Consider the following 24,781-nt stretch of genomic DNA (forward strand, 5'->3'; position numbering starts at 1 on the left):
CGCTTGACAGCCCGGCCGGGGGAGGGCGGCGTGCAGGGTCGACGTACTACCCTGGGTCGACGGTCGCACCGGGGGGCGCGGCACACCCGCCGCCGACCGCGAGGAGGACTTGTGGCATCCCACCGGACAGGCGACACCCGCATAGTCGGGACGACGGTCGACGGCCGGTACACGATCGAGGAGCTCATCGGCCGCGGCGGCATGGCCACGGTCTACCGGGCGCGAGACGGCGTCCTCGGCCGCTCCGTCGCGCTGAAGATGTTCGCCCCCGGCATCGACGACGCGCAGGACCTGCAGCGCAAGGCGTCCGAGATCCGGCTGCTCGCGGCCCTCAACCACCCCGCCCTCGTCACCCTCTACGACGCGCACGACGGCGGCGACGATACCAACGGCCAGGCCTACATGGTGATGGAGCTCGCCGAGGGCCCGAGCCTGTCCGAGCGGCTCGCCGAGGGCCCGGTCGCGCCGAACGACGTCGCCTCGATGGCGGGCGACCTCGGCGAGGCGCTGCACACGGTCCACGCGGCCGGCGTCGTGCACCGCGACGTGAAGCCGTCGAACGTGCTGCTCGTCCCGAGCCCGCTGACCAGCCGCGAGTTCCGCCCGAAGCTGGCCGACTTCGGCATCGCCTCCCTCATCGACGCGACGCGGATCACCGCGCCGGGCACCCTCATCGGCACCGCCGCCTACCTCAGCCCCGAGCAGGCGCACGGAGACCCGGTCACCTCGGCGAGCGACATCTACTCCCTCGGCCTGGTGCTCCTGGAGTCGCTGACCGGCCGCCGCCCGTTCACGGGCTCGGCGATCGAGGTCACGCTCGCCCGCCTGCTCCGCGACCCCGAGGTCTCGGAGTCGCTCGGCAGCGGCTGGACCTCGCTCCTGACCGCGATGACGCGGCGCGAGCCCGGCGAGCGTCCCGCCGCGCTGCAGGTGGCGGAGTCTGCGCGCCGCCTGATCGATCCGCGGCGCGACTCCCCGCCGGCGGCCATCGTCGTCCCCGACGTCCCCGCCACCCGGGTGATGTCGACGGAGCCGCTCGCCGAGACCGAGCCGATCACGCGGACGGAGGCGCTCGACCCGACCCGCCGGCTCGCGGCCGACGCCTACCCGGCCACGGAGGCGATCGCTCCGACGCAGCGCTTCACCGCGACCGAGCGGATCGCTCCGGCACCGCGGATCGCTCCAGCGCCGCAGACCGCTCCGGCGCCGCTCCGCCCCGCGGCCGCCCCTCCGCAGCGCCGCGGCCCGAGCCCGTGGCTGATCGTGCTGGTGCTCGCGCTGGTCGCGGTCGCCGTCGGGCTCGCGATCATCCTGATCGACGGTCCCCAGTCGCCTCTGCCGCAGGTGGACGGCGAGCTGGGCGACCACCTCCGTCAGCTGCGCGAGAGCATCCGCTCGTGAGGGGCCTCCGACTGCACGCCGCCGGCGCCGTGCTCGCCTCGGTCCTGCTGCTGAGCGGATGCTCCTCCGCGCCGCAGGGCATCGACGAGGGCACCGCCCAGACCCTCGACGACGCGGTGGTGGCCGTCGCCGAGAAGGCCTCGGCCGACGACTACCAGGGCGCTCTCACCGAGCTCGCCTCGCTGCAGTCGGCGCTCGACGCCGCGCTCGCCGAGGGCTCCGTCAGCTCCGACCGCGCAGCGACGGTGCAGGCGCAGGTCGACGTCGTCCGCGGCGACCTCGAGGCCCTGATCGCGGGAGCCCCGGAGCCGGCACCGGCCGAGACGACCGAACCGGCTCCCGAGGAGACGACCCCGATCGAGGAGGAGCCGGAGGACACGCCGGCCCCCGTCGAGACCGAGGACGACCCCGCCCCCTCGCCCGAGGAGTCGGAGCCGGAGGAGACGCCGACCGAGCCGGAGGAGCCCGCGGAGGAGACCCCGGCCGCTCCCGGCGACGACGCTCCGGGGAACAGCGGGGACGCTCCGGGGAACAGCGGTGGCGCACCCGGCAACAGCGGGAACGCTCCCGGCAACGGCAACGGCAACGGCAACGGCAACGGCAACGCGGGCGGCAACGGCAACGGCCCGGGCGCTCGCGGTGCGGCGACCGGCGTCGGCGCCCCCGCGGGCAGCGGTGCCGCACCCGGGGCCGCGAAGGGCCCCGGCGGCCGCTAGAGCGCTATTCCTGGGTCGAGAGCACGGCGAACGCGGCGTCGAGCTCGACGTCCACGTCCGTGCCGTCCTCGCGGGTGACCTCCACCTCGAAGGCGTGGTCGGCGTCGTCGCTGCGCTCGGCCTCGGTGACGGTCCCGGAGCCGACGGCGCCCAGCGCCGCCTCGCTCGCGCGGGCGAGGTCGTCGCCGGTGAGGTCGTCCGGGTCCACGGCGGCGGCGGTCGGGTCGCCGGCAGGCACGCCGTCGTCGTCGGAGCCGGCCTGGAGGGCGCGGTCGTCGGGGTCGACGGACACGACGGCGAAGGAGTCGTCGAGGCGCACCTCGTACTCGAGGCCGGCGCGGTCGGTCAGGTCCAGCTCGTAGCCGGTGGCGCCGTCGTCGTCGCGCTCGGCCGAGGTGACGGTCCCGCCGCCGATCTCGGCGAGCGCGGCCTCGCTCGCGCGGTCCAGGTCGCTGCCGGTGAGGGAGTCGGATCCCTCGAAGCCGTCGGTCGCGGCGTAGGCGATGCCCGTCCCGGCTCCGATCAGCACGACCGCTCCGGCGATCCCGGCGATGATCTTCGTCTTCTTCTGCACGATGGCTCCGTCCCGGCGCCGCTCGTCGACGCCTCCAGCACTCTCGCGGTCGGGCGCTGAAGGAGGCCTGAAGCGCCCGCTCAGCGGACGAGCGGCACCCGCACCTCGACCCGGGCGCCGCCCAGCGCCGAGTCGCCGACGACGACCCGGCCGCCGTGGGCCCGCGCGATCCCGGCGACGATCGCCAGGCCGAGGCCCGACCCTCCGGCGTCGCGCGTCCGGCCCTCGTCGAGGCGGACGAAGCGCTCGAGCACCCGCTCGCGCTCCGCCGCCGGGATCCCCGGCCCGTCGTCGTCCACCGCGAGCACCGCCTCCGCTCCGTCGATCCGGGTCGAGAGCGCCAGCTGCGAGGAACGGTGCCGCGCCGCGTTGTCGACAAGGTTCCGCAGCGCCCGCGAGAGCAGGGCCTCGTCGGCCACCGCCTGCACGGGCGAGATCCCGCTCGCGTCGACGCGGGCTCCGGAGTCGCGCAGGCGCCGCACCTCGCCGAGGGCGAGGTCGTCGAGGTCCACGGGAGCCGCCGCCACGGCCAGGCGCGCCTCGTCCGCCCGGGCGAGCAGCAGCAGGCCCTCGATCAGCCCGCCGAGCCGCACCGACTCCTCCGCGACCGTCCTCGCCAGCCGGTCGGAGTCGAGCCGGTCCGGGTGCGCGAGCGCCACCTCCGCGGTCTGACGCAGCGCCGCGACGGGGGAGCGCAGCTCGTGCGAGGCGTCCGAGACGAAGCGCCGCTGCCGCTCCTGCCCGCTCTGCAGCCGATCGAGCATCCGGTTGAGGGTGTGCGCCAGCCGGTCGACCTCGTCGCCGGAGCCGGGAGCGGCGATCCGGCGGTCCAGGGCGGAGGAGGTGACCGCCTCGGCCTCCTCGCGCATCCGCTCCACGGGGCGCAGCGCCCGGCCGACGACGACGGCGCACACCACCGCCACCAGCGCGATCAGCAGCGGGACGGCGACCGCGAGCAGCCCGATCGTCGTGGACACCGCCTCCTCGCGGCCCTCGTCGGGCACGCCGACCACGACGAGGGAGTCGTCGTCGAGCTCGCGGGCGGCGACCACCACCGCTCCCTCGTCCTCCACGTCGACCGTGACCGGGTCGTCGCTCTCGGCCAGCGCGAGCGGAGGGAGGTCCTCCGCGTCCTCGCCCGCGGCGGCGACCCGCCCGTCGACCACGAGCTGGACCAGTCCCTCCGAGCCGCGGACGGCCTCCGGGCCGCCCTGCTCGACCAGCACCGCGACCCGCTCCGCCTCGGCGTCGGCGGCGGAGGCGGCGCTCGAGGCGAGCACGGAGGAGAGGACCAGGACGAAGAGCACGCTCCCGAGGAGCGCGGCGGCGGCCACCACGGCGGTCGCGGCCGCGGTGATGCGGGTCCGCAGGCTCCGGCGGCTCACCCGGCCACCAGCGTGTAGCCCGCCCCGCGCCGGGTGCGGAGGGTGTCGCGGCCGAAGGGCCGGTCGATCTTGTTGCGCAGGGTGCGGACGTAGACCTCGACGATGTTCGGGTCGCCGTCGTAGTCGAAGTCCCAGACGGCTCCGAGGACGTCGCGTTTGGAGACGACCTCGCCCGCCCGCGAGACGAAGTACTCGAGGACGCTGAACTCGCGCGCGGTCAGCGGCACGGCGACTCCGCCCCGCTCGACGGTCCGGGAGGCCGGATCCAGCACGAGATCGCCGACGACGCGCACCGTGGGCCGCTCGGCGGCTCCGCGGCGGATGAGGGCCCGCAGCCGCGCGACGAGCACCGGGAACGAGAACGGCTTGGTGAGGTAGTCGTCGGCGCCGGTGTCGAGGGCCTCGACCTGGTCGAGGTCGCCGTCCTTCGCGGTGAGCATCAGGATCGGGGTCCAGTCCTCGGCGGCGCGCAGCCGCTCGCAGACGCGGAAGCCGCTGACGTCCGGGAGCATCAGGTCGAGGACGATGGCGGCGTAGTCGGCCTCCTGCGCGTACCAGAGGGCGTCGGTGCCGGTGGTCGCGGTGTCCACGGCGAAGCCCTCGGCCTCCAGGCCCGTCTCGAGGGCGCGGAGCAGGTTGATCTCGTCGTCGACGACCAGGATGCGGATGGCGGCCTCCCCGGGCTCGGCGCGCGGGGGTCCGCGCGAGCCCAGGCTAGCCGCGGCCCCGCTGAAGCCCGCCTGAAGCGCCGGCGGACCACCGCGTCCCGCCGAGGCGCCGGCTCCCCGCCGGGACACCGGCGGGAGCGCGGTGTCCCGGCGGGACGCGCGGCGCCCGGGCGCGGGTCACTCGTCGCGGTCGGTGTACTCGCCCTCGCCCTCGGCGGAGGTGCCCGCGGCGCTGGTGTCGACGTAGCTGCCCTTGTCGGCGGTGCTCTGCTCGTTCACCGAGGTGTCGACGTAGCTGCCCTCGGCCTCGCCGGCGGTGTGCGAGACGCCCTCCGTCGAGGTGTACTCGCCGCCCTCGGTGTCCTCGGTGCTCGTGCCCTCGGCGACGTGACGGCCGTGGCCGGCGGCGTGCTCGTCGTGACCCTCGTGGTGGTCGTGGTGCTCGTGACCCTCGTGGTGCTCGTTGTCGTGGTCGTGGTGGGCCATGGCGGCCTCCTCGCTTCGTCGCGTCGGTGCGCGGTCGGATCGGCCGCGCTCGCTCCGAGACTTCTGCATCGGGGGCGGGGGTGCAAGACGTGGCGGCTGCACATCCGTGCCGCGCAACTCCTACCGGCGCCGGATCCGCCCGCCTAGCCTCCGAGGATGAGCAGACCCCCTCGCACCCGCTGGAGCGTCATCGGCCAGCTCGGACCGGCCTTCGACGACGGCGGTCCGATGCTGCTGGTCGAGGCCCGATCGGCGTTCGGGCGCCGCCCGATGCACCGCGCCAAGGCGCAGCTGCTGCTGTCGGCGCTCCGCCACCGCGCCCGCGAGCTCGGGGACCGCGCCGAGTACGTCCGCTCCGAGACCTTCGGCGAGGCCCTCGCCGGGCGCGACGACCTCGAGGTGATCGACCCGCCCACCCGCGGCGGCCGCCGCCTCGCCCGCAGGCTCGGCATGAGCGTCCTGCCCAGCCGCGGCTTCATCACGGCCGAGGAGGACTTCCGCGAGTGGGCGCTCTCCCGCTCGGGCAAGCGCCTGCTGCTGGAGGACTTCTACCGGTGGAGCCGCGAGCGCACCGGCGTGCTGATGCGCGGCGACCAGCCCGAGGGCGGCCGCTGGAACTACGACCACGACAACCGCCAGCCTCCGCCCAAGGGCGCCTCCCGGCTCGGCCTCCCCGACCCGTGGTGGCCGGAGGAGGACGACATCGACGAGGAGGTGCGCGCCGACCTCGCGCGCTGGGAGGCCGAGGGGGCGGTCCGCCTGGTCGGCGCCGACGGTCCGCGCCGCTTCGCCGCGACGCCCGCCGAGGCCGAGGCGGCGCTCGCCGACTTCGTGTCGTCGCGCCTGGGCGACTTCGGGACCTACGAGGACGCGATGCTCTCGGGCGACTGGACGATGGCGCACTCGCTGCTCAGCGCCCCGATGAACCTCGGCGTGCTCGATCCGCGGACGGTCGTCGAGGCGGCCGAGGCGGAGTACGCCGCCGGGGGCGCGCCGATCGCGGCGACGGAGGGGTTCATCCGCCAGATCCTCGGCTGGCGCGACTACGTCTGGAACCTGTTCTGGCACCTCGGGCCGGAGTACCGGAACCGCAGCCGCGCGCTCGGCGCCTCCACGCCGCTGCCCGCCGAGCTGCTCGCTCTCGACCCGAGCAGCATCGAGGCGAACTGCCTGCACGAGACGCTCGACGACGTGCACCGGCACGGCTGGGCGCACCACATCCAGCGCCTGATGGTGCTCGGCAACTGGGGACTGCAGCGGGGGTGGGATCCGGCGGAGCTCAACGACTGGTTCGTGGACGTCTTCGTCGACGGCACGGAGTGGGTGATGCCCGCGAACGTGATCGGGATGTCCCAGCACGCCGACGGCGGCGTCGTCGCGACGAAGCCGTACGCCTCGGGCGGCGCCTACATCAACCGGATGTCCGACTACTGCGGCGGCTGCCGCTTCGACCCGAAGGTGCGCCTGGGCGAGAACGCCTGCCCGGTGACCGCCGGGTACTGGGCCTTCCTCGACCGGGCCGAGCCGGTCCTCCGCGGCAACCACCGGATGGCCCAGCCCCTCGCGGGCCTGCGCCGCCTCGCGGACCGCGAAGCGGTGGTCGACCAGGAGCGCCTGCGCGAGACGTACTGACGCGGGGCCGACGGCGCGCCCGCCGCTACTCCGCGCGCACGAAGCGCGACACGGTGACCGCGACCGTCACCGCGGTCGTCCCCTCCACCGCCGCGAGCCGCGCGTCCAGCGCCTCGGGATCCACGTGGTGGGCACTCGGCCCCATCAGCACCTCGGCGCGCAGCTCGTCGACGCTCATCAGCACCGTCGTGTCGAGCTCGATGCGCTCCTCGAGCGCGAACCCCGCCAGCTGCTCGTCGAGCCGCTCCGCCTTGCCGGCGTCGATGCCCAGCATCCCGAACCGCTCGCGGATCTCGTGCAGGTGCCTCTCGCGCGGAGTGACGACGACGGCGACGCCGCCCGGACGGAGCACCCGCCGCATCTCCGGGGCGTTCCGCGGCGCGAAGACGGTGAGCAGCGCGTCGGCGGAGGCGTCGGCCAGCGGGAGGGGCTGCCAGAGGTCCGCGGTCGCGATCGCCGCCCGGGGGTGCGCGCGGGCGGCGCGGCGGGCGGCCGGGGCCGAGAGGTCCAGGCCCAGCCCGTCCGCCGCCGGATGCGCCTCGAGCACGGCCGCGAGGTACGCCCCGGTGCCGCAGCCGAGGTCGACCACGAGCCGCGCGCCGGCGGGGACGGCCGCGGCGACCGCGTCCTGGATCACCCGGTAGTGGCCGGAGCCGAGAAGGTCGGCACGGGCCTGCACCATCGCCGCGGTGTCGCCCGAGGTCGCGTGCCTCCCGCGCAGCAGCGAGGCGTAGCCCTGACGCGCGAGGTCGGCGCTGTGCCCGAGGGTGCAGCGGAGCGAGGAGGGGCGGGGGAGCGCGTCGGGGGCGAGCGCGCCGCCGCAGACCGGGCAGGCGAGGGCGGGCAGCACCGTCGATCCGGGTCGGGCGGCCGGATCGAACGCGCTCACTCCGCTCCGGGCGCGCGCGCCCGCATGGCGGTGACCGCCGCGTTCAGCGTCGCGATGGTCGGCACCGCGAACAGCGCCCCGGCGAGCCCGGCCACGTCGAGCCCGGTCGCGACTCCGAGCACCACGGCGAGCGGATGCACCTTCACGGCGGTCCCGAGGATGAGCGGCTGCAGCACGTGCCCCTCGAGCAGGTGCACCAGGATCACGACGCCGACCATCACCAGCGCGGCGACGGGCCCGCTGAACAGCAGCGCGACCAGCGCGGCGAGCGCACCGGTCACGATCGCGCCGAGGATCGGGACGAACGAGCCGAGGAACACCACGATCGCGATCGGCACGACGAGCGGCAGCTGCAGCGCGAGCGCGCCGATGCCGATGCCGACGGCGTTGATCCCGGCGACGCCGAGCTGCGCGATCACGAACTGGCTGAGGGTCCGCCAGCCGGCGGCGCCGCCGCGCCCGCCCGGCGATGGAGCGCGGCGGGGGAGGAGGCGGAGGAACCAGTGCCAGATCCGGCGGCCGTCGAGGAGCAGGAAGATCAGCGAGAACAGGGTGAGGAGGGTTCCGGCGAAGACCTCGGCCAGCTGGGAGCCGACGGCGAGGGCCCCGGACGCGATCGTCGACGCCTGCGCGTCGGCCCAGTCGACCGCGCGCTGCGCCCAGTCCGAGAGCTGGACGTCCGAGAACGACAGCGGCGGGCTCCGCAGCCACGCCTCGACGCCGTCGACCGCGTCGAGAGCGCGCTGCCCCACTCCGCTGAAGCCGGAGCGCGACTGCACGATCACCAGCCCGACGAGGCCGGTCAGCAGGAGGAGCATCAGGACGATCGAGACCAGGACCGCGAGCGGGCGGGGGAGCCGCAGGCGCTCGAGCCGGTTCCGCAGCGGGGTGAGGAGCGCGGTGAGCAGCAGCGCGATCAGCACCGGCACGACGATCACGGGCAGCAGCGAGACGAGGCGCACGAGGAGGTAGAGGAGCCCGGCGACGGCGAGGAAGCGCCACGACCAGGCGGCCGCGATCCGCATCCCGGTCGAGACGTCGCCCGAGGCGTCGTCCGGCGAGTCCGAGGGGGCCGGAGCCGGGACCGCTGCCGGGGGAGCGGCGTCCGCAGGCGGGGTCGTCGCCGTGCCGTGCCGCTCGTCGCGCGCTCGCCGTCCCCGCATGACCCCTCCGATCCTCTCGCAGTGTACGGCGGAGCGGCCGTCCGGGACCGGGAGGGAGCCCGGGGGCGCCCGCCTGGCCGGATCGGGGCACCGGATGCGCCGGCAGCGGTTCGTCCGGCGGGCGGAACGCGCCGGATCGCGCCGTCTCCGCCCCGTTCCCCGCCTCGGCCGCGGGAGGCCGGTCCGCGCCGGTAGCGTCGCGCGGGTCGATGCCGAGCGAGGAGGGCGACGGATGCTGGAGGCGGTTCTCGCGATCGCCGCGTGGTGCGCGGGCGCGGTGCTCGTCGTCAGCGGCGCCCTGAAGCTCGGCCGCACGGAGCGGTTCCGGGCGAGCCTCGAGGCGCTCGGGGTCCCCCTCCTCCTCCGGCGCCGCGGCTGGTTCGCGGCCGCCTTCCCCGTCGCCGAGATCGCGCTGGGCGCCGCGGTGGTGCTGGCGCCCGCTCCGGCGCACCGTGCCGCCCTCGTGCCGGTGGCGCTCCTCGACGCCGTGTTCCTCGTCGTCGCCGTCCGCGCGGTCCGGGCGACGGAGGACGTCGACTGCGAGTGCTTCGGCGGGCTGGGCTCGGCGCGGATGACCGGACGCACCGTCGCGAGGAACGCGGTGCTGCTCGCGCTCGCGGTAGCCGGGGCGCTCGGCGGGCTCGCTCCGGCCGCGCTGCTCGGCGGCGGCGGTGCCTCGGCGGCGGCGTCCGGGCTCGCCGCCGCTCTCGCCGCGGTCTCGCTCGTGCTGGTGCGCGACCGCCGTGCGGCGTCGACGGCCGCTCGCGTCCGGGCGGCCGCCCGCCTGTCCGCAGCCGACAGGGAGTCCGCGCCGGGGCGCGCGCCCGAGGGCGACCTCTCGGCCGCCGACCTCGCGTTCGTCACGGTGGCCGGCGAGCTCCTGACGCTCGAGGAGCTGTCCCACCCGGCGACGCACCTCGTCTTCTTCTCGCCCTCGTGCGCCGCCTGCCACGAGCTCGTCGAGCGCTTCCGCTGGTGGCCCCACGGCCTGCGCCCGGGCGAGGAGCTGCTGCCCGTCCTTCTCGGCAGCCGCGAGGACTTCGCGGTGCACGCCGTCTACGGGCCGCTCGTCGACCACGCCCTCTACGATCCGGAGGGCCGCGTCGCCGCCGTCCTCGGCCGAGCCGGGACGCCGGGCCACGTGCTGCTCACGCCCGAGCGTCCGCTCGGCGACGGCTGGACCTCGGGAGCCGCGTCGATCGAGGCGCGCGTGCTCCGGCCCGGGTTCCTCGCCGAGCTGCAGGCGGGCGGCCCGGATCCGGCTCCGGCGGCGGGCGGCGCGGTACCGGCGGGGTGACGACGGCCGGAGGGCGGAGCAGGGCCGACGACGACCGACCGAGGGCGGCCGGGCTCAGCGGCGCTCGAACTCGCCGGACATCGAGCCGTGCACGGGGTGGGCGGGATCGTCCCCGACGGCGCGGGAGGGATCGTCGATCTCGACGGCGCGGGACGGGGCCTCCTCGTCGCTCGCGTCGAGGCCGAAGCCGTCCTCGAGCAGCTCCTGGGCGATGCGGCTCGAGAGGCCGCTCCTCTCGCCCGGTCCGGGGTCGCTCTCCGGGTCGACGGGGGCGGCGAACGCCTGCTCGAGTCCGGACTCCGGCATCCCGGCGTCGTCGATCGAGTCGGCTCGTCCGTCGGAGGGTCCTCGTGCAGGTCTCGGCATGCGCCCGAGCGTAGAGGACGGGCCCCCGGAGGTCGACGCTCCGTCGCGCACTGCCGGGCCGCCTGCGCGCCGGGTCAGTCGTGCAGCGACCAGGAGTGGGGAGCGACCTGGACGCCGCCGACGGTCGCCGTCTCGTCGCCGATGTTCAGCGCGAGCCGCGCGGTGCGTCCCTCCGGGCCCTCCGCCACGAGCATCACGGCGGTGTTGGAGAGGTCGACCGTGCGGGTGCTCGCGCCGACCAGCCACGGATTCCGTCGGCGGAACGCGACGACCTCCTGGTGGGCCCGGTAGGCCTCCCCGCCCGGCCACTCGGCGGGATCGGCCGGGAACTCCGGGCGGATCGCGTCGTCGCCGCCGATCCGCTCCTCCTTGACGCCGCGCAGGCCCCGCTCGTCGCCGGAGTAGATGCTCGGCACGCCGGCGACGAAGCCGAGGATCGCCGTGGCGTGGCCGTGGTGGCGCTCGTCGCTGACGGCGCTGGCGATCCGGGTCACGTCGTGGTTGCCGACGAAGGTCAGGGGCAGGAACTCGCGGACGAAGTCGTCGTGGCGCTTCAGGGACCAGGCCAGCTCGAAGAGGTTCGCCTCCTCGAGGGAGTTGCGGACGGCCTTCCAGAGCTCGTACTGCGTGACCGAGTCGAGCCCCGACTCCCGCACGTAGCCGGTGTAGTCGCCGTGGATGACCTCGCCGACGAACCACGCGTCGGGGAAGCGCTGCCGCACCGGGTCGATCGCCGCGTGCCAGGCCGCCGGCGCGACCGCGTACGCTGCGTCGAGCCGCCAGCCGTCGATGCCCCGCTCGAGCCAGTGCGCGAGCACGGAGGACACGTGCTCCGCGACCTCGGGGTTCCCGTTGTCGAGCTCGACCAGGGCGTCGTGCCCCTCGAACACGTCGACGCGGAGGCCGTCGACCTCCTGCGACCGCTCGCTGCGGGAGAAGCGCGCCGCCTCGGGGGAGCCCTCGCCGGCCGCGACCGCGGCACGCCACCAGGGGTGCTCCCGTCCCACGTGGTTGAAGACCCCGTCGAGCAGCACCCGGATCCCGCGCTCGCGGCACGCGGCGATCAGCGCGTCGAGGTCTGCCTCGTCGCCGAGGCGGGGATCGACCCGGAAGTGGTCGACCGTGTCGTAGCCGTGGGTGGAGGAGGCGAAGACCGGCCCGAGCAGCAGCCCGTTGCAGCCCAGCGCCAGCAGGTCGTCGAGCCAGGGGAGCAGGGCGCGGAGGCGGTGCTGCGGCTCGTCGTCCGGACCCGGACCCTCCGAGGCGCTCGCCTCGGCGCCCGTGAAGCCGAGCGGGTAGACGTGCCACCAGATCGCCGTCGAGATCCAACCGTCCGTCTGAGCCATCGTGGCCGTCCTCCCGGCCCGCTCGGGCGCGGGCCGCCGTCACTGTAGCGAGGCGGGCTGGACCGGAGCCGCGCCCGCTCACGGACCGGGCCGCAGGGCGGTGATCCAGGCCAGCACGGCGAGGCCCGCCCGCACGGAGGCGGGAGCCGTGACGGAGCAGACGAGCAGCGCGAGAGCCGCGCAGGCGAGCCCGGCCACCGCGCTCCTCCGCTCGCCCGCCCACCGCAGCGCCCGCACGGACGCGATCACCGCGGCGACCGCCACGGCGACGGCGGGGAGGGCCCAGAGCGGATGCACGGAGGACGCGAGCGCGAGCAGGCCCAGCGCGAGCGCGGCGAGGCCGGGCTCGTACGGCCGGTGGGCGGGAGGGTGCCGCCGGGGCGGCCGGGGGAGGGCCGCGTCGGCCGGAGCGGGTAGGGGGAGGAGTGCCGTCGTCGTCATGAGCCGATCCTCGTCAGGCGGCGGACTCTGCGGAGAGGCGATCGGCGGACCGGTGGACGAGAGGCGCCGAGCGCCTCCTGTGGAGGGACCGACCGGCGCGATCGGCGTCGTTCCGGGCGTCTCGAGGCCGGAATCGCCGGAGATCCGGGGCGGGGCTGGTAGGTTACCGACGGTCCGACCGGTTGAGGACGTCCGTCCCCGGCCGAGGACGATCCATCGAAACCAGCTGTTCCGACAGCGAGAACGTCCTGGGAGGACACTCCATGGCTGACAAGTCGCTCAACCGCACCGAGCTCGTCGCGAAGATCGCCGCCGACTCCGGCCAGAGCCAGGCCGCCGTCAACGGCGTCCTCGACTCGCTCTTCACCACCCTCGCCGACTCCGTGTCGAACGACGTGAAGGTCACCATCCCCGGCTGGATCGCCGTCGAGCGCACCTCCCGCGCCGCACGCACCGGCCGCAACCCGCAGACCGGCGAGACCATCCAGATCGCCGCCGGCCACTCGGTCAAGGTCTCCGCGGGCACCAAGCTCAAGGCCGCCGCGAAGTAGTCGCGCCCTCCGACACGGCCCCGGCACTGCGCCGGGGCCGTCGTCGTCCGCGGACGCGGCCGCCGATCGTCCGCGGACGCGGCTGCCGATCGTCCGCGGACGCGGCTGCCGATCAGCCGCGGAACGTAGGCTGGACCGGTGAATCGAACCGTCCGGATCGTCGGCCCTGCGCTCGTGCTCGTCGCCGCAGCGCTCGTCGCCCTCCTCGCGGCCCTGGCCTTCGGGGGGGGAGCCGCGGCTCCGCTGCTGAACGATCCCGGCCCCGTGGTCCGCTACGGCCTCCCGATCGCCAAGCTGGCTGTCAATCTGGGCGCCGCGGGCATGATCGGCTCGCTCGTGCTGACGCTGTTCGCGCTGAGCCCCCGCGCCGCCGCCGCCCGCGACGCCCGGTCCTCGTCCCGATCTTCGACCGCTCACGCCTCCTCGCGCGGCGGCCAGTCCTCGCGCGGCGGCCAGTCCTCCTCCCGCGCCGGATCGACGCGCACCGCGGTCGCCCCCGCGCGCCCCGCGCCCGCCGAGGCCGCGCCCGAGCCGCGCACCGAGTTCTCGATCGCCCTCGACGTCGCCGCCGCCAGCGCCGCCTTCTTCGCGGCGGCCAGCGCGGTGACCGGGTTCCTCACCTTCCTCAACGTCACGCAGACGCCTCTGAGCCTCGACCGCGACTTCGGCACCAAGCTCAGCTACTTCATCGGCAGCATCGAGGTCGGCCAGGCCTGGCTCATCACGACCCTGCTCGCGGCCGTCGTCACCGTCCTCTGCTTCGCCGTCCGCAACCAGACCGCGCTCGTCTTCGTCACGGGCCTGGCCCTGCTCACGCTGCTGCCGATGGCGCAGCAGGGGCACGCGGCGGGAGCGAGCGGGCACGACGCCGCCGTCACGGCGCTGGGCCTGCACCTCGTCTTCGCGGCGATCTGGCTGGGCGGCCTCATCACCGTCGTCGCCCTGCGGCCCCTGCTCGGCGGCTCCCGCCTGCTGCCCGTGATCGAGCGCTACTCCAGCCTCGCGCTCGTGAGCTTCGTCGTGGTCGCGGCGTCCGGCTACGTCAGCGCCGAGCTCCGGCTCGCCACTCTCGACAACCTGCTCACCGGCTACGGGATCCTCGTGCTGGTCAAGGTCGCGGCGCTGGTCGCGCTGGGCCTGTTCGGCGTGCTGCAGCGCCGCTACCTCATCGAGCGGATGCGGAAGGCCGGCGGCGTCGGCGGCCGCAGCTTCTGGTGGCTCGTCGGCGCCGAGATCGCCTTCATGGGTATCGCGTCCGGAGTCGCCGCGGCGCTCGCGCGCACCGCGACCCCGGTCGACCAGATCGCCGCGAGCCAGCTCACGGATCCGACCCCGGCCCAGCTGCTGACGGGCGAGCCCCTGCCGCCGCCCGCGAGCGCGATGAACTTCCTCACGCTCTGGAACATCGACCTGGTCTGGCTCCTGGTCTGCTCCTTCGCCATCGCGTTCTACGTCGCCGGAGTGGTGCGCCTGCACCGCCGCGGCGACCGCTGGCCCCTGCACCGCACGATCCTCTGGATCGCGGGCATGCTCCTCCTGGCCTACATCACGAACGGCGGGGTGAACGCGTACGAGAAGTACCTGTTCAGCGCCCACATGCTCTCGCACATGGTCCTCACCATGGCGGTGCCGCTGCTGCTCGTCCCGGCGGCACCGGTCACGCTCATCGCCCGCGCCGCCGCCCGCCGCACCGACGGCTCCCGGGGCGCCCGCGAGTGGGTGCTGCTCGCCGTGCACTCGCGCTTCGCCACCGCGATCTCGCACCCGATCGTCGCCGCGCTGCTGTTCGTCGGGTCGCTCTGGGGCTTCTACTACTCCCCGCTGTTCCGCTGGGCCACCACGGACCACATCGGCCACGAGTGGATGATCGTCCACTTCCTGATCACCGGGTACCTCTTCGTCAGCGTCCTGATCGGAGTGGACCCGAGCGTGCACCGCGTGCCCTACGCGATGCGCCTGCTGCTGCTGCTGGGCACCATGGCGTTCCACGCCTTCTTCGGCCTCGCACTGATGACGGGGGAGGGGCTGCTCCTCGCCGACTGGTACGGAGCGATGGGCTGGGGCACGTCCGCGCTCGCCGATCAGCAGGCGGCCGGCGGCATCGCGTGGAGCATCGGCGAAATCCCCACCCTCGCGCTCGCGATCGTCGTCGCGATGATGTGGAGCCGCTCCGACGCCCGCGAGACCAAGCGCCGCGACCGCCAGGCCGACCGCACCGGAGAGGCCGAGCTCACGGCCTACAACGACCGCCTGGCCGCCCTCCAGAAGCGCGGCTGATCCGCGCCCGGGCCCCGGGGTCCCGGCGGCCCGCGGGTACAGTGGAGCGGTGACTCAGCCGACCCTCTCCGACGAGCAGCAGCGGGTCTTCGACCTCATCGAGAACACGCGCGAGCACCTGTTCGTCACGGGTCGCGCGGGCACGGGCAAGTCCACCCTGCTCAACCACCTGAGCTGGAACACCGACAAGCAGATCGTCATCTGCGCCCCCACCGGCGTCGCGGCGCTGAACGTCGGCGGCCAGACCATCCACTCGCTCTTCCGACTGCCGATCGGCGTCATCGCCGACTCCGACCTCGACCAGCCGCCCGAGCTGCGCAAGCTCCTCAACACCATCGACACGCTCGTCATCGACGAGATCTCCATGGTCAACGCCGACCTGCTCGACGGGATCGACCGCAGCCTCCGGCAGGCGCGGCAGCGGCGCTCCGAGCCGTTCGGGGGCGTGCAGGTCGTCCTCTTCGGCGACCCGTTCCAGCTCGCACCCGTTCCCGGCGATCCGGAGGAGCGCGCCTACTTCGCCGACCGCTACCGCTCGCTGTGGTTCTTCGACGCCCTCGTCTGGCAGGAGGCGCCGCTGCGGATCGTCGAGCTCGGCCGGATCCACCGGCAGAGCGACGAGCGCTTCAAGTGGATGCTCAACGCGGTCCGCTTCGGCATGGTGACGAAGGAGATCGCCGACGTGCTGAACGCCGCGGGCGCGCGGACGCCTCCGGCGGACGATGCGATCACGCTCGCGACCCGCAACGACACGGTCAACCGCATCAACCAGGCGGCGCTCGCGCGGCTGAAGGGCCCGCTGAAGACCGCGTCGGCCGAGATCAGCGGCGACTTCGGCGGGCGCGCCTATCCGGCGGACCAGAACCTCGAGCTCAAGATCGGCGCGCACGTGATGTTCCTGCGCAACGACTCCGAGCAGCGCTGGGTGAACGGCACGATCGGCCGCGTGACGAAGGTCGCGGGGACGGTGTGGGTCGAGGTGGACGGCGAGGTCCACGAGGTCGAGCCCGCGACCTGGGAGCGCTACCGCTACTCCTACTCCGCCGCGACGAAGAAGCTCACCCGCGAGATCGTCGCCGAGTTCGCGCAGTTCCCGCTCCGCCTGGCGTGGGCGGTCACGATCCACAAGTCGCAGGGCAAGACCTACGACTCCGCGGTGGTCGACCTCGGGCAGCGCGCCTTCGCCCCCGGGCAGACCTACGTGGCGCTCAGCCGCATCACGAGCCTCGAGGGGCTCTACCTGACGCGGCCGCTCCGGCCGAGCGACATCATCGTCGACAAGGACGTGCTGCGCTTCATGTCCGAGCGGCGAGCCGAGCCGGCCGCCGTCGCGGAGGCGTCCGCGGACTGACGCCCCGCGGAGGACGTCGGAGCAGGGGCCTCAGGCCGCCGCGCAGGTCCGGGCGAGATCGCGGAACAGCTCCGTCGTCAGCCGGTACGCCTCCGCGACCTCCGCGATGACCCGCTCGCGCTCCTCCTCGTCCCAGCCCGCGGCATCGAGCTGCTCGCGGTAGGTGGCGCGGAAGGCCGACGGTGCGGCGATCTCGCCGAAGAGGAAGAAGCCGACGCCGTTGGTCTCGAAGCCGAACCGCCGCTGCAGCAGCCCGCGGACGATCGCGCAGCCGGAGAGGTCGCCGAGGTAGCGCGTGTAGTGGTGGGCGACGAAGCCGCCGCTCCAGCCCGAGGCCACGGTGCGGATCCGGTCGACGTAGGCGCTGGTCGAGGGCAGCGGGCGGATGCGCTCGCGCCAGTCCTCGCCGACGAGGAAGCGCAGGTCCTCCGCGATCGCGGGGAGGCGGGTGAGCTTGGCCGAGAGGAACGGCTCCGCGACCGGATCGCCGGCCATGTCCTCCGCCACGGCCTCGAGGGCCTCGTAGACGAAGTAGTGCTGCGAGATGAGCGCGATGTAGTCGTCGCGGCTGCCGGAGCCGGTCATCAGCGAGGTCATGAAGGCGGCGCCCTCGTCGTCCGCGCCGGACTGCCCGATGCGCAGGCGCAGGGCCTCGGAGAACGGGATGACGTTCGACACGGTGGCCTCCCTCGACGACTTAGGTCTGCCTTACCTTAGCCGAGCGGGGCCGCCGGGACCAGAGGCCGTCAGTGCCCGTGTCCGCCGTCGACGACGGAGTGCATCATCCCGCCCATGTCGCCCGAGCCGCCCGAGGAGGCGGCCATGGCGGGGGTGGCGAGGGCGGAGACGGTGAGCGCGCCGGCCAGGAGTCCGACGAGAGCTCGCGACGGCGAGACGGCCTTCTCCTCGACGCGCGGAGAGCGGAGCGAGACGGCCACCACGGCGACCGCGATCAGCTGGAGGACCGCGGCCGCCAGCGCGGGGAGGGGCTCGGCGAGTGCGCCGAGGGCCAGAGCGAGGGCGAACGCCGCCAGGGAGGCGACCGCGACGACCAGCGCGGAGCGCGGCACGATGATCCGGCCGCGCGCCAGGACGAGGACCGCCCAGAGGATCTCGACGGCACCGAGCACCCCGATCACCGGGGCCTGCACGCCCTCGCCGCCGGCGGCGAGCGAGAGGTGGACGAGCCCGGCGCCGAGTCCGGCGAAAGCGGCGTTGCAGCGGGCCACGGTGGTCATGGCGGCTCCTTCGCTGGATCGGGGAAGAAGAGGAGGCCCCGGATCGACACACCGCATCGTGTCGTCCGGGGCCGTTCAGTCCGTCCGCCGCGGAAAACGGCGGGCCCACGGCGGACGGAGTAGAGGGGGGCGGCGGGTGCCGCCCGGGTCAGGCGGTCGCGGCGGTGCGCGTCCTCGCCGTCTTCTCGGTGCCGAGTCCGACTCCCAGGAGCACCAGCGCGCTGGCCAGGTGCAGGAAGTGGTCGGCGGTGTTCAGCGCCAGCACGTTCAGGGCGGTGTCGACCAGGAAGAAGCCGACGATGCCGAGCAGCAGGTACACCGCTCCGACGGTCACGTTGACGGTCTTCGCCGCGGCGACGGTCGACAGGCCCGCGATCAGCAGCGCGCCTCCGATGAGCAGGTGGGCGATGTTGTGCAGCGGGTTCACCTCGAAGACGCCGAGCAGGAGCCCGCCTTCGGTCGAGAGGAACTGCACGCCTCCGGTCACGACGAAGCCGAGGAGCCCGACGACGACGTAGACGGCTCCGAAGAGAGTCGCCAGCAGTCGATTGGGGGATCTGCGCATGGTCTCTTACCTCCTTCGAGCAGCGCCTCTGCGCTGTACTCCCTCTCTTCGTAACCCGGCGCCTGCCGGTTTGGGAACGGGGTGGACTCCGCCGGTCACGGTCAGGACACGAATCGCGATCGCGCGCTCAGCGGCCCTCTCCGGCCCGACGGAGCCCCCGTACAGTGGTGCCGTTCGCAGACGACGGGGGAGTCGCACGGCATGGGATCTCGCAGACGGACGCGGACGGGGCTGCTCGTCGTCCCGGTCCTCGTGCTCGCACTGGCCGGCTGCACGCCCGCTGCCGCCTCGCGCGTGGCGGAGGCGCCCGCGCAGGCGGCGTCGGAGGAGCTCGCCTCCGCCCTGTCGGGGTTCCTCGACGAGACGGTCGGCGTCGCCGGCGCGACCGGAGCGGTCGCCGGCGTCTGGTCGCCGTGGGGCGGCAGCTGGGAGGGCGCGGTCGGCTGGGAGTCGGACGAGCGCACCACCGCCCTCACCACCGACGCGCACCTGCGGCTCGGCACCGGCGGCACCGAGGCGATGACCTGCGACGTGGTCCTCGCCCTCGCCGACTCCGGCCGGGTCGACCTCGACGCCGACGTCGGCGAGACGCTGCGCTCCCTGCCCGGCATCGACGGGCTCACCCTGCGCGAGCTCTGCGCGCACACCTCCGGCCTGGCCGACTTCCGCTCGGCGCTCTGGCCGACCGTGCTCCAGAACCCCCCGCGGCAGTGGCCGACGCTCGAGCTGCTGGCCGCGGCCCAGGTGCGCGGCGCCTCGGCCGAGCCCGGAGCGGCGTGGTCCGACTCCGCCACCGGTCCGCTGCTCGCCGGCATCGTCGCCGCGCAGGTGACCGGTCGGAGCATCGGGGAGCTCTACGACCAGTACGTGGTGCCGCGGTACGGGCTGCGGAGCACGGAGCTGCCCGGCGCCTCCGAGGTCGACCTGCCCGCTCCGTCCCCCCGCGGCTACGCGGTCGCGCTGGACCCGGCGACCGGGGAGAAGCGCTGCGACGTGCGCCTCGACGTCACCGCCGCGTCCCCGTCCGCCCTCGGCGCCGCCGGCGGAGCGCTGACCGATCTGGAGGACCTCCGGCGGCTGGCGACGGGTCTCGCGGCCGATCCCGCGGGCGACGCCATGTGGCAGGACCCGGTCGTCCAGGGCCAGGGCCGCGCCGACTACCTCCGCGCCGCGCTCGGCGGGCACGAGGCGGGACCCCTCCGCGGCTTCTCGGGCCTCGCGCCCGGCTTCGTCACCGCGGCCTACTCCGACCCGGTCTCGGGCCTGACCGTGGCCGTCTCGATCAACAGCTCGACGCCCGGCGGCGACTTCGCCGCGACGGTCGCCCGCACGCTGGCCGCCATCGCGGTCGAGCAGGGAGCCGCGGCGGGAGCCGAGGGCCTGCCCCGGCTCCCGTGGACGGCCGACGGCGAGCGCGGCGCCGTGCAGGGGACCCCGACGCGCTGCTGATCCGGCGGCGCCCTACTCTGGTGCCATGCCGATCACTCCCGACACCAAGGACTGGACCTGGGTCCTCGAGCGCCCCTGCCTCGAGTGCGGTTTCGACGCCTCGCTCGTCGACGCCGACGAGGTCGCCGAGCTCATCCGCGAGAACGCCGCCGCCTGGCCCTACGTGCTCGACCGCGACGACGCGGCGGGCCGGCCCGACGACGAGACCTGGTCGCCGCTCGAGTACGCCGCGCACGTGCGCGACGTGCACCGCATCTACCGCACCCGTGTGCAGCTGATGCTCGCCGGCGACGACCCGCTCTACCCCAACTGGGACCAGGACGTCACCGCCGTGGAGGAGCGCTACGACCAGCAGGACCCCGCGACGGTCGGCCGCGAGCTGGTCGAGGCGGCCGAGCGCATCGCCGAGGTGTTCGACTCCGTCGCCGGCGCCCAGTGGCAGCGCCGAGGCCGCCGCAGCGACGGCGCGGCGTTCACGGTCGACATGATCGCCCGCTACTACCTGCACGACGTCCAGCACCACCTGCACGACGTGCAGGGCTGAGCTCAGGTGTCGATGAGCTGCGGATTGAGGAACGAGAGCGTCCGCGCGTAGGCGAGCGCCGCGGAGGCGGGGCTGACCGCGTCGCGCAGGTTGCCGTTCGCGAAGTGCCGCTGCGTGTCCGGGTAGGTGTGCGCCGTGACCGGCGTCCCCGACTCCTTCAGCCGTCCGACGAAGGACTCCGGGTCGTCGCCCGCAGGCCACTCGTCGCTCTGCGCGTAGTGCAGGAGGGTGGGGCACGGGACCAGCACGTGCTCCTCCGCACCGAGGGTGGCGTAGTACGCGACCACCGCGTCCACGAGCCCGGTGCCCGCGGCGAGCAGCCCGAGGCGGCCGCCGAAGCCGAAGCCGATGACGGCGCTGCGCGGCGCCCCGGCCGCGACTCCGGTGCCGACCGCCTCGGCGACGGCGGCGAGGGTGCGGTCCTGCGCGGCCATCGCGGCGAGGTCGCGCGCGTCCTCCGGGGCGAGCGTGGCCCAGCCGTCGTAGAGGTCGGGCACGAGCACGTGGTAGCCGTGCTTCGCCACGGCCTCGGCGAACGGCTCCAGCCACGGCAGGCGCCCGAAGACGTCGTGCAGCACGACCACCACGGGCCGGCCGGGGTGCCCGTACTCGAGGGCGACGCCCGGCGACGGGATCTGGACGAGCTCTGTCACCCCTCCACCCTGCCCTCTGCGTCCCGCGATCCCGCGCGCTGCCACTGATCCGCCCGGCGTGTCGCGTCGGAACGCCGCTCGGGCGCCTCACCGCTCCGCGCGGCCGTGCGGCTCCAGCGGCAGGACGACCTGCTCGCGCAGGTGCTCGTAGACGACCGAGGTGCGCACGTCGGCGACCTCGCGGCGCTGCGTCAGCTCGTCGATGACGAAGGCGTAGAGGTCCTGGTTGTCGCGGACGGCGACGTGGATGATGAAGTCCTCCGAGCCGGAGGTGACGAACACGCCGACCGTCTCGTCGAGGCCGGCGACCCAGTCGCGGAAGGCCTCGATGATCTCGCGCGACGGCGGACGGATGCGGACCGCGATCAGCGCCTGCACGCCGCGCCCGAGGGCCGCGAAGTCGAGAGTGAGCGTCGCGCCGGTGATGACGCCGCGGCGCCGGAGGCTCCTCGTGCGGTCGAGGGCGGTGGTGGGCGAGACGTGCACGGCGGCTGCGAGGTCCCGGTTCGTGATCCGTGCATCCGACTGCAGGACCTGCAGGATCCGGACGTCGAGTTCGTCGAGTGCCGCTCCTGGGCCGTTCTGCTGGTCGTTCATACGGAGATCCTGCCGCAGGGGACCCCTCCTGCCTACTCTTCGTGACGTCACTTCGCACGAACCGAGGAGCAGCATGACCATCCCCGCCCCCGACGCCGTCGGCTTCCACCCCGACGAGATCGACACCGCCGCGCCCACCCGCTCGGCCCGCCTCAAGTGGGTGGTCGTCGTCGACGAGTCCCTCCCCGCCGGTCGCGCCGTGAACGCCGCGATCTGCGTGGGCGCCGCGACGGCCGCGCACGTCGCGGGACTGCTCGGACCGAGCCCCGCCGACGCGTCCGGATCGCTGCATCCCGGTCTGCCGTGGGCCGGCTGCACGGTCCTCGCCGCCGACGCGGCCACCCTGCTCGCGATCCGCGCGAAGGCCGAGGCGCACGAGGGGACGTTCGTCGCCGACATGCCCGCGTCCGCGCAGGCCACCCGGGTGTACGACGAGTACCGGGAGGCGGTGGCGGCGAGCGGCTCCGACGAGCTGCAGTACCTCGCGGTCAGCCTGGTGGGGCCGAGGAGCCGGATCGACAGGATCGTCGGGCGGCTGCCGCTGCTGGGCTGACGGATACCGCGGGGCTGCCGGACGCCGCTGCAGCGCCGGAGGAGGAGCCGCTCGCGTCGGGCCGGAGGACCGGCCGCAGACGAGGGGGGGGGAGGAGGAGAGCGAGTGACGGGAATCGAACCCGCGCCATCTGCTTGGGAAGCAGAAGTTCTACCATTGAACTACACTCGCGCGGCGCCGCTCGGGCGCACCAGGACATCGTAGCAAGGCCCGGAGCCGGCCCACGCCCCGGGGTCGCGCCACGCCCTAGGATCGCAGCGTGCTCCTCTCCGACCGCGACATCTCGCTCGAACTCGCCTCCGGCCGCGTGGGGCTCGCCCCGCACGATCCGTCGATGCTGCAGCCGTCGTCCGTCGATGTGCGCCTCGACCGCTTCTTCCGGTTGTTCGACAACCACCGCTACCCGTACATCGATCCGGCCGAGGACCAGCCCGAGCTGACCCGCCTGGTCGAGACGCCGCAGGGCGAGCCGTTCATCCTCCACCCGGGAGAGTTCGTGCTCGGCTCGACCTACGAGGAGGTGTCGCTGCCGGACGACATCGCGGCGCGCCTCGAGGGCAAGAGCTCTCTCGGACGGCTCGGGCTGCTGACCCACTCGACCGCCGGGTTCATCGATCCGGGCTTCACCGGCCACGTCACCCTCGAGCTCAGCAACGTCGCGACGCTCCCCATCACGCTCTGGCCGGGGATGAAGATCGGCCAGATGTGCTTCTTCCGCCTCAGCTCGCCCGCCGAGAAGCCCTACGGCTCGGCGGAGTACAGCTCGCGGTACCAGGGCCAGCGCGGTCCGACCGCGTCGCGGTCGGCGCTCAACTTCCACCGCACGGACGTCTACACCGACTGACGCCGGCGAAGGGATCAGGGCGTAGGGGTCAGCCCAGCAGGCGGGGGAGCTGCAGCACGAGCCAGGGGGAGAACGCCCAGGGGGTCGAGCGGACGGCGGCGAGCGTCGCCTCGGCGTCGACCCACTCGTAGTCCATGACCTCGTCGAGGCGCGGATCGAGGGCGTCGCGGCTCGACAGCGTCGCCGTGTAGACGGGGCAGATCTCGTTCTCGACGACGCCGGACGCGTCGACCGCGCGGTAGCGGAAGTCCGGCAGGGCGACCTCCAGCGTGGCCAGCCGGGCGCCGAGCTCGCGCTCGGCCCGGCGGACGACGGCGTCCTCGATCCGCTCGCCCGGGGCGGGGTGCCCGCAGAAGGAGTTGGTCCAGACGCCCGGCCAGGTGCGCTTCTCCAGCGCGCGGCGGGTCACCAGCAGCGCGCCGTCCGGGGAGAAGACGTGGCAGGAGAACGCGAGGTGCAGGGGGGTGGCCGTGTCATGCACGGTCGCCTTGTCGGCGACCCCCACGGCGTTCCCGGCCTCGTCGAGGAGGACCACCTGCTCGATCCGGTCCGTCTGCACAGTGGCGGCTGGCGAAGTCATACCCGCAAGTCAAGCACGCCGCAACACATCAGCCGGCTTATCGTCCTGGTTCTCCCCTTTGTTAGCCTTCCCACGTGGATACGCGCGACCCCGTGGTTCTGTCCCGGTTGAGGCAGGAGCACGTCGATGCCGTCCTGGACAGGTTCTTCTCGTTGGCGAGGTCCCGGGCGGTGCGTCTCGGACCCCGCTACCTGACCCTCTGGCAGACGCTGGAGGCCAACACCCGCGGCGGCAAGCGCTTCCGCCCGCTGATGGTGATCTCCGCGTACGAGGCCCACGGCGGCCAGGATCCGGAGGCCGCCGCCCATCTCGGCGCGGCGTTCGAGCTGCTGCACACTGCGCTGATCGTGCACGACGACGTGATCGACCGCGACTTCGTGCGCCGCGGCGGCCCGAACGTCTCGGGCAGCTACCGCGACGAGGCGACGACCGCGGGCCTCTCCATCCCGATCGCCGAGCACCGCGGGACCTCGGTGGCCGTGATCGCCGGGGACCTCGCCCTCACCGGCGCCCACCGCCTCGTCGAGGGCGTCGGCGCCTCCGACGGCGTGCGGGCCCGCCTGCTCACCCTGCTCGACGAGGCCGTCTTCGCCTCCGCCGCGGGCGAGCTGGCCGATGTGGACTTCTCCCTCATGCCGGGCATGCCCTCGGTCGACGAGGTGCTCGAGATGGAGCGCCTCAAGACGGCCGTCTACTCCTTCGAGGCGCCGCTGCAGGCCGGAGCGATCCTCGCCGGGGCCTCGGACGCCGCGGTGGACGCGCTCGGCGAGTTCGGCCGCTGGATCGGCATCGCCTACCAGATCGTCGACGACCTGCTCGGCGTCTTCGGCTCGGAGGGGCAGACCGGCAAGACCACGCTGGGCGACCTCCGCGAGGGCAAGCGCACCGTCCTCATCGCCCACGCGGCCGGCACGGACTGCTGGCCCGACATCGAGGCGCTGATCGGCGACGAGCACCTCGCGCCCGAGACCGCGGAGAAGGTGCGCGGCATCCTCGAGGAGTGCGGCGCCCGCAGCTACGCCGAGGGGCTCGCGAACCAGTTCGCCGATCGCGCCTGGGCGGCTCTGGAGACGCCCGCGGTGTCGGAGGCGTTCCGCAACGAGGTCCGTCCGCTCGTGGCCAGCGTGGTCGGGCGCACCCGATGAGCGCTGTCCGCCACGCGCGGATGCGCGCGACGATGCGCTCCGCCCGGCCGAGCCCCCGTACGGTGGCACG

The 24,781-nt window shown here is 74.2% G+C and carries 27 protein-coding genes and 1 tRNA gene; 12 read left to right on the plus strand and 16 right to left on the minus strand.

Features of this window, described 5'->3' with window-relative positions; translation table 11 throughout:
* The first annotated feature begins 111 nt into the window (after positions 1–111).
* A complete protein-coding gene (locus C5D50_RS06825; RefSeq protein WP_104283122.1) occupies positions 112–1,401 on the plus strand; it encodes a serine/threonine-protein kinase in 1,290 nt (429 codons plus the stop codon).
* Positions 1,398–2,117 (plus strand): hypothetical protein, encoded by a 720-nt coding sequence (locus C5D50_RS06830; RefSeq protein ID WP_104283123.1) that lies wholly within the window; start codon positions 1,398–1,400, stop codon positions 2,115–2,117. The genes C5D50_RS06825 and C5D50_RS06830 overlap by 4 nt, the downstream gene beginning before the upstream one ends.
* Positions 2,118–2,121: 4 nt before the next feature.
* Here the strand turns inward: C5D50_RS06830 and C5D50_RS06835 are convergent, their stop codons facing one another.
* The 4 genes from C5D50_RS06835 to C5D50_RS16690 all read right to left on the minus strand — a co-directional run bounded on the left by C5D50_RS06835 (position 2,122) and on the right by C5D50_RS16690 (position 5,230).
* Positions 2,122–2,691, minus strand: coding sequence for a PepSY domain-containing protein (locus tag C5D50_RS06835; protein WP_104283124.1), 570 nt, complete (start codon positions 2,689–2,691; stop codon positions 2,122–2,124).
* Positions 2,692–2,771: 80 nt separating this feature from the next.
* The gene (locus tag C5D50_RS06840) at positions 2,772–4,076 is read right to left on the minus strand and encodes an ATP-binding protein (protein ID WP_104283125.1); all 1,305 of its coding nucleotides are present in this window, start codon (positions 4,074–4,076) and stop codon (positions 2,772–2,774) included.
* The gene (locus C5D50_RS06845) at positions 4,073–4,744 is read right to left on the minus strand and encodes a response regulator transcription factor (protein ID WP_104249963.1); all 672 of its coding nucleotides are present in this window, start codon (positions 4,742–4,744) and stop codon (positions 4,073–4,075) included. Before C5D50_RS06845 ends, C5D50_RS06840 begins: the two co-directional genes overlap by 4 nt.
* Before the next feature lie 177 nt (positions 4,745–4,921).
* The gene (locus C5D50_RS16690) at positions 4,922–5,230 is read right to left on the minus strand and encodes a hypothetical protein (protein ID WP_208543601.1); all 309 of its coding nucleotides are present in this window, start codon (positions 5,228–5,230) and stop codon (positions 4,922–4,924) included.
* Between the two features lie 156 nt (positions 5,231–5,386).
* Here C5D50_RS16690 and C5D50_RS06855 point away from each other — a divergent pair, with 156 nt between their 5' ends.
* A complete protein-coding gene (locus tag C5D50_RS06855; protein ID WP_104283126.1) occupies positions 5,387–6,862 on the plus strand; it encodes a cryptochrome/photolyase family protein in 1,476 nt (491 codons plus the stop codon).
* A 25-nt stretch (positions 6,863–6,887) separates the two neighbouring features.
* Here C5D50_RS06855 and C5D50_RS06860 read toward each other — a convergent pair whose 3' ends face one another.
* On the minus strand, positions 6,888–7,751 hold the full coding sequence (locus tag C5D50_RS06860) for a methyltransferase domain-containing protein (RefSeq protein ID WP_104283127.1): 864 nt from the start codon (positions 7,749–7,751) through the stop codon (positions 6,888–6,890).
* Positions 7,748–8,914: an AI-2E family transporter gene (locus C5D50_RS06865; protein WP_104288972.1), complete on the minus strand. Its 1,167-nt coding sequence runs from the start codon at positions 8,912–8,914 to the stop codon at positions 7,748–7,750. The genes C5D50_RS06860 and C5D50_RS06865 overlap by 4 nt, the downstream gene beginning before the upstream one ends.
* A 232-nt stretch (positions 8,915–9,146) precedes the next feature.
* Between C5D50_RS06865 and C5D50_RS06870 the strand changes: the two genes are divergently transcribed.
* Positions 9,147–10,211 (plus strand): MauE/DoxX family redox-associated membrane protein, encoded by a 1,065-nt coding sequence (locus tag C5D50_RS06870; protein WP_104283128.1) that lies wholly within the window; start codon positions 9,147–9,149, stop codon positions 10,209–10,211.
* A gap of 54 nt (positions 10,212–10,265) precedes the next feature.
* On the opposite strand, the gene C5D50_RS06875 is transcribed toward C5D50_RS06870, so the two are convergent.
* The 3 genes from C5D50_RS06875 to C5D50_RS06885 form a co-directional block, all read right to left on the minus strand.
* Positions 10,266–10,577 (minus strand): hypothetical protein, encoded by a 312-nt coding sequence (locus C5D50_RS06875; protein ID WP_146086901.1) that lies wholly within the window; start codon positions 10,575–10,577, stop codon positions 10,266–10,268.
* A gap of 74 nt (positions 10,578–10,651) precedes the next feature.
* On the minus strand, positions 10,652–11,923 hold the full coding sequence (locus C5D50_RS06880; protein ID WP_104283130.1) for an alpha-amylase family glycosyl hydrolase: 1,272 nt from the start codon (positions 11,921–11,923) through the stop codon (positions 10,652–10,654).
* A 78-nt stretch (positions 11,924–12,001) separates the two neighbouring features.
* Complete coding sequence (locus C5D50_RS06885; RefSeq protein WP_104288973.1) at positions 12,002–12,364, minus strand: hypothetical protein; 363 nt, start codon at positions 12,362–12,364, stop codon at positions 12,002–12,004.
* A 263-nt stretch (positions 12,365–12,627) separates the two neighbouring features.
* On the opposite strand from C5D50_RS06885, the gene C5D50_RS06890 reads away from it, so the two are divergent.
* The 3 genes from C5D50_RS06890 to C5D50_RS06900 all read left to right on the plus strand — a co-directional run bounded on the left by C5D50_RS06890 (position 12,628) and on the right by C5D50_RS06900 (position 16,543).
* Positions 12,628–12,915 carry an HU family DNA-binding protein gene (locus tag C5D50_RS06890; protein ID WP_056037903.1) on the plus strand — a complete coding sequence of 96 codons (288 nt, stop codon included), beginning with the start codon at positions 12,628–12,630 and terminating at the stop codon, positions 12,913–12,915.
* Positions 12,916–13,053: 138 nt separating this feature from the next.
* Positions 13,054–15,192 carry a bifunctional copper resistance protein CopD/cytochrome c oxidase assembly protein gene (locus C5D50_RS06895; protein ID WP_258069575.1) on the plus strand — a complete coding sequence of 713 codons (2,139 nt, stop codon included), beginning with the start codon at positions 13,054–13,056 and terminating at the stop codon, positions 15,190–15,192.
* A gap of 49 nt (positions 15,193–15,241) precedes the next feature.
* Positions 15,242–16,543: an ATP-dependent RecD-like DNA helicase gene (locus C5D50_RS06900; protein WP_104222908.1), complete on the plus strand. Its 1,302-nt coding sequence runs from the start codon at positions 15,242–15,244 to the stop codon at positions 16,541–16,543.
* Positions 16,544–16,573: 30 nt separating this feature from the next.
* On the opposite strand, the gene C5D50_RS06905 is transcribed toward C5D50_RS06900, so the two are convergent.
* The 3 genes from C5D50_RS06905 to C5D50_RS06915 form a co-directional block, all read right to left on the minus strand.
* Positions 16,574–17,221, minus strand: a complete 648-nt coding sequence (locus C5D50_RS06905; protein ID WP_104226125.1) for a heme oxygenase (biliverdin-producing) — start codon at positions 17,219–17,221, stop codon at positions 16,574–16,576.
* Between the two features lie 68 nt (positions 17,222–17,289).
* Entirely contained in the window at positions 17,290–17,781 is a 492-nt protein-coding gene (locus C5D50_RS06910; RefSeq protein WP_104283131.1) for a hypothetical protein, read from the minus strand.
* Between the two features lie 148 nt (positions 17,782–17,929).
* On the minus strand, positions 17,930–18,346 hold the full coding sequence (locus C5D50_RS06915) for a DUF4383 domain-containing protein (RefSeq protein WP_104222905.1): 417 nt from the start codon (positions 18,344–18,346) through the stop codon (positions 17,930–17,932).
* Between the two features lie 201 nt (positions 18,347–18,547).
* On the opposite strand from C5D50_RS06915, the gene C5D50_RS06920 reads away from it, so the two are divergent.
* Positions 18,548–19,795 (plus strand): serine hydrolase, encoded by a 1,248-nt coding sequence (locus C5D50_RS06920; RefSeq protein WP_104283132.1) that lies wholly within the window; start codon positions 18,548–18,550, stop codon positions 19,793–19,795.
* A 25-nt stretch (positions 19,796–19,820) separates the two neighbouring features.
* Positions 19,821–20,339 carry a DinB family protein gene (locus tag C5D50_RS06925; RefSeq protein ID WP_104283133.1) on the plus strand — a complete coding sequence of 173 codons (519 nt, stop codon included), beginning with the start codon at positions 19,821–19,823 and terminating at the stop codon, positions 20,337–20,339.
* A 2-nt stretch (positions 20,340–20,341) separates the two neighbouring features.
* Here the strand turns inward: C5D50_RS06925 and C5D50_RS06930 are convergent, their stop codons facing one another.
* Positions 20,342–20,992, minus strand: a complete 651-nt coding sequence (locus C5D50_RS06930; RefSeq protein ID WP_104237610.1) for a dienelactone hydrolase family protein — start codon at positions 20,990–20,992, stop codon at positions 20,342–20,344.
* A gap of 87 nt (positions 20,993–21,079) precedes the next feature.
* On the minus strand, positions 21,080–21,589 hold the full coding sequence (locus tag C5D50_RS06935) for an Lrp/AsnC family transcriptional regulator (RefSeq protein ID WP_104255349.1): 510 nt from the start codon (positions 21,587–21,589) through the stop codon (positions 21,080–21,082).
* 73 nt (positions 21,590–21,662) lie between these two features.
* On the opposite strand from C5D50_RS06935, the gene C5D50_RS06940 reads away from it, so the two are divergent.
* Positions 21,663–22,142, plus strand: a complete 480-nt coding sequence (locus tag C5D50_RS06940; RefSeq protein ID WP_104283134.1) for a DUF2000 domain-containing protein — start codon at positions 21,663–21,665, stop codon at positions 22,140–22,142.
* 100 nt (positions 22,143–22,242) lie between these two features.
* Here the strand turns inward: C5D50_RS06940 and C5D50_RS06945 are convergent.
* Positions 22,243–22,313, minus strand: a tRNA-Gly gene (locus C5D50_RS06945).
* Between the two features lie 88 nt (positions 22,314–22,401).
* On the opposite strand from C5D50_RS06945, the gene dcd reads away from it, so the two are divergent.
* Entirely contained in the window at positions 22,402–22,986 is a 585-nt protein-coding gene (dcd, locus tag C5D50_RS06950; protein WP_104222898.1) for a dCTP deaminase, read from the plus strand.
* Between the two features lie 28 nt (positions 22,987–23,014).
* Here the strand turns inward: dcd and idi are convergent, their stop codons facing one another.
* Positions 23,015–23,566 carry an isopentenyl-diphosphate Delta-isomerase gene (gene idi / locus C5D50_RS06955; protein WP_104222897.1) on the minus strand — a complete coding sequence of 184 codons (552 nt, stop codon included), beginning with the start codon at positions 23,564–23,566 and terminating at the stop codon, positions 23,015–23,017.
* A gap of 170 nt (positions 23,567–23,736) precedes the next feature.
* On the opposite strand from idi, the gene C5D50_RS06960 reads away from it, so the two are divergent.
* Positions 23,737–24,711: a polyprenyl synthetase family protein gene (locus C5D50_RS06960; protein WP_244229492.1), complete on the plus strand. Its 975-nt coding sequence runs from the start codon at positions 23,737–23,739 to the stop codon at positions 24,709–24,711.
* Positions 24,712–24,781: the final 70 nt, after the last annotated feature.

It is taken from the genome of Rathayibacter sp. RFBD1 (assembly GCF_002932915.1).
Taxonomy (GTDB): Bacteria; Actinomycetota; Actinomycetes; order Actinomycetales; family Microbacteriaceae; genus Rathayibacter.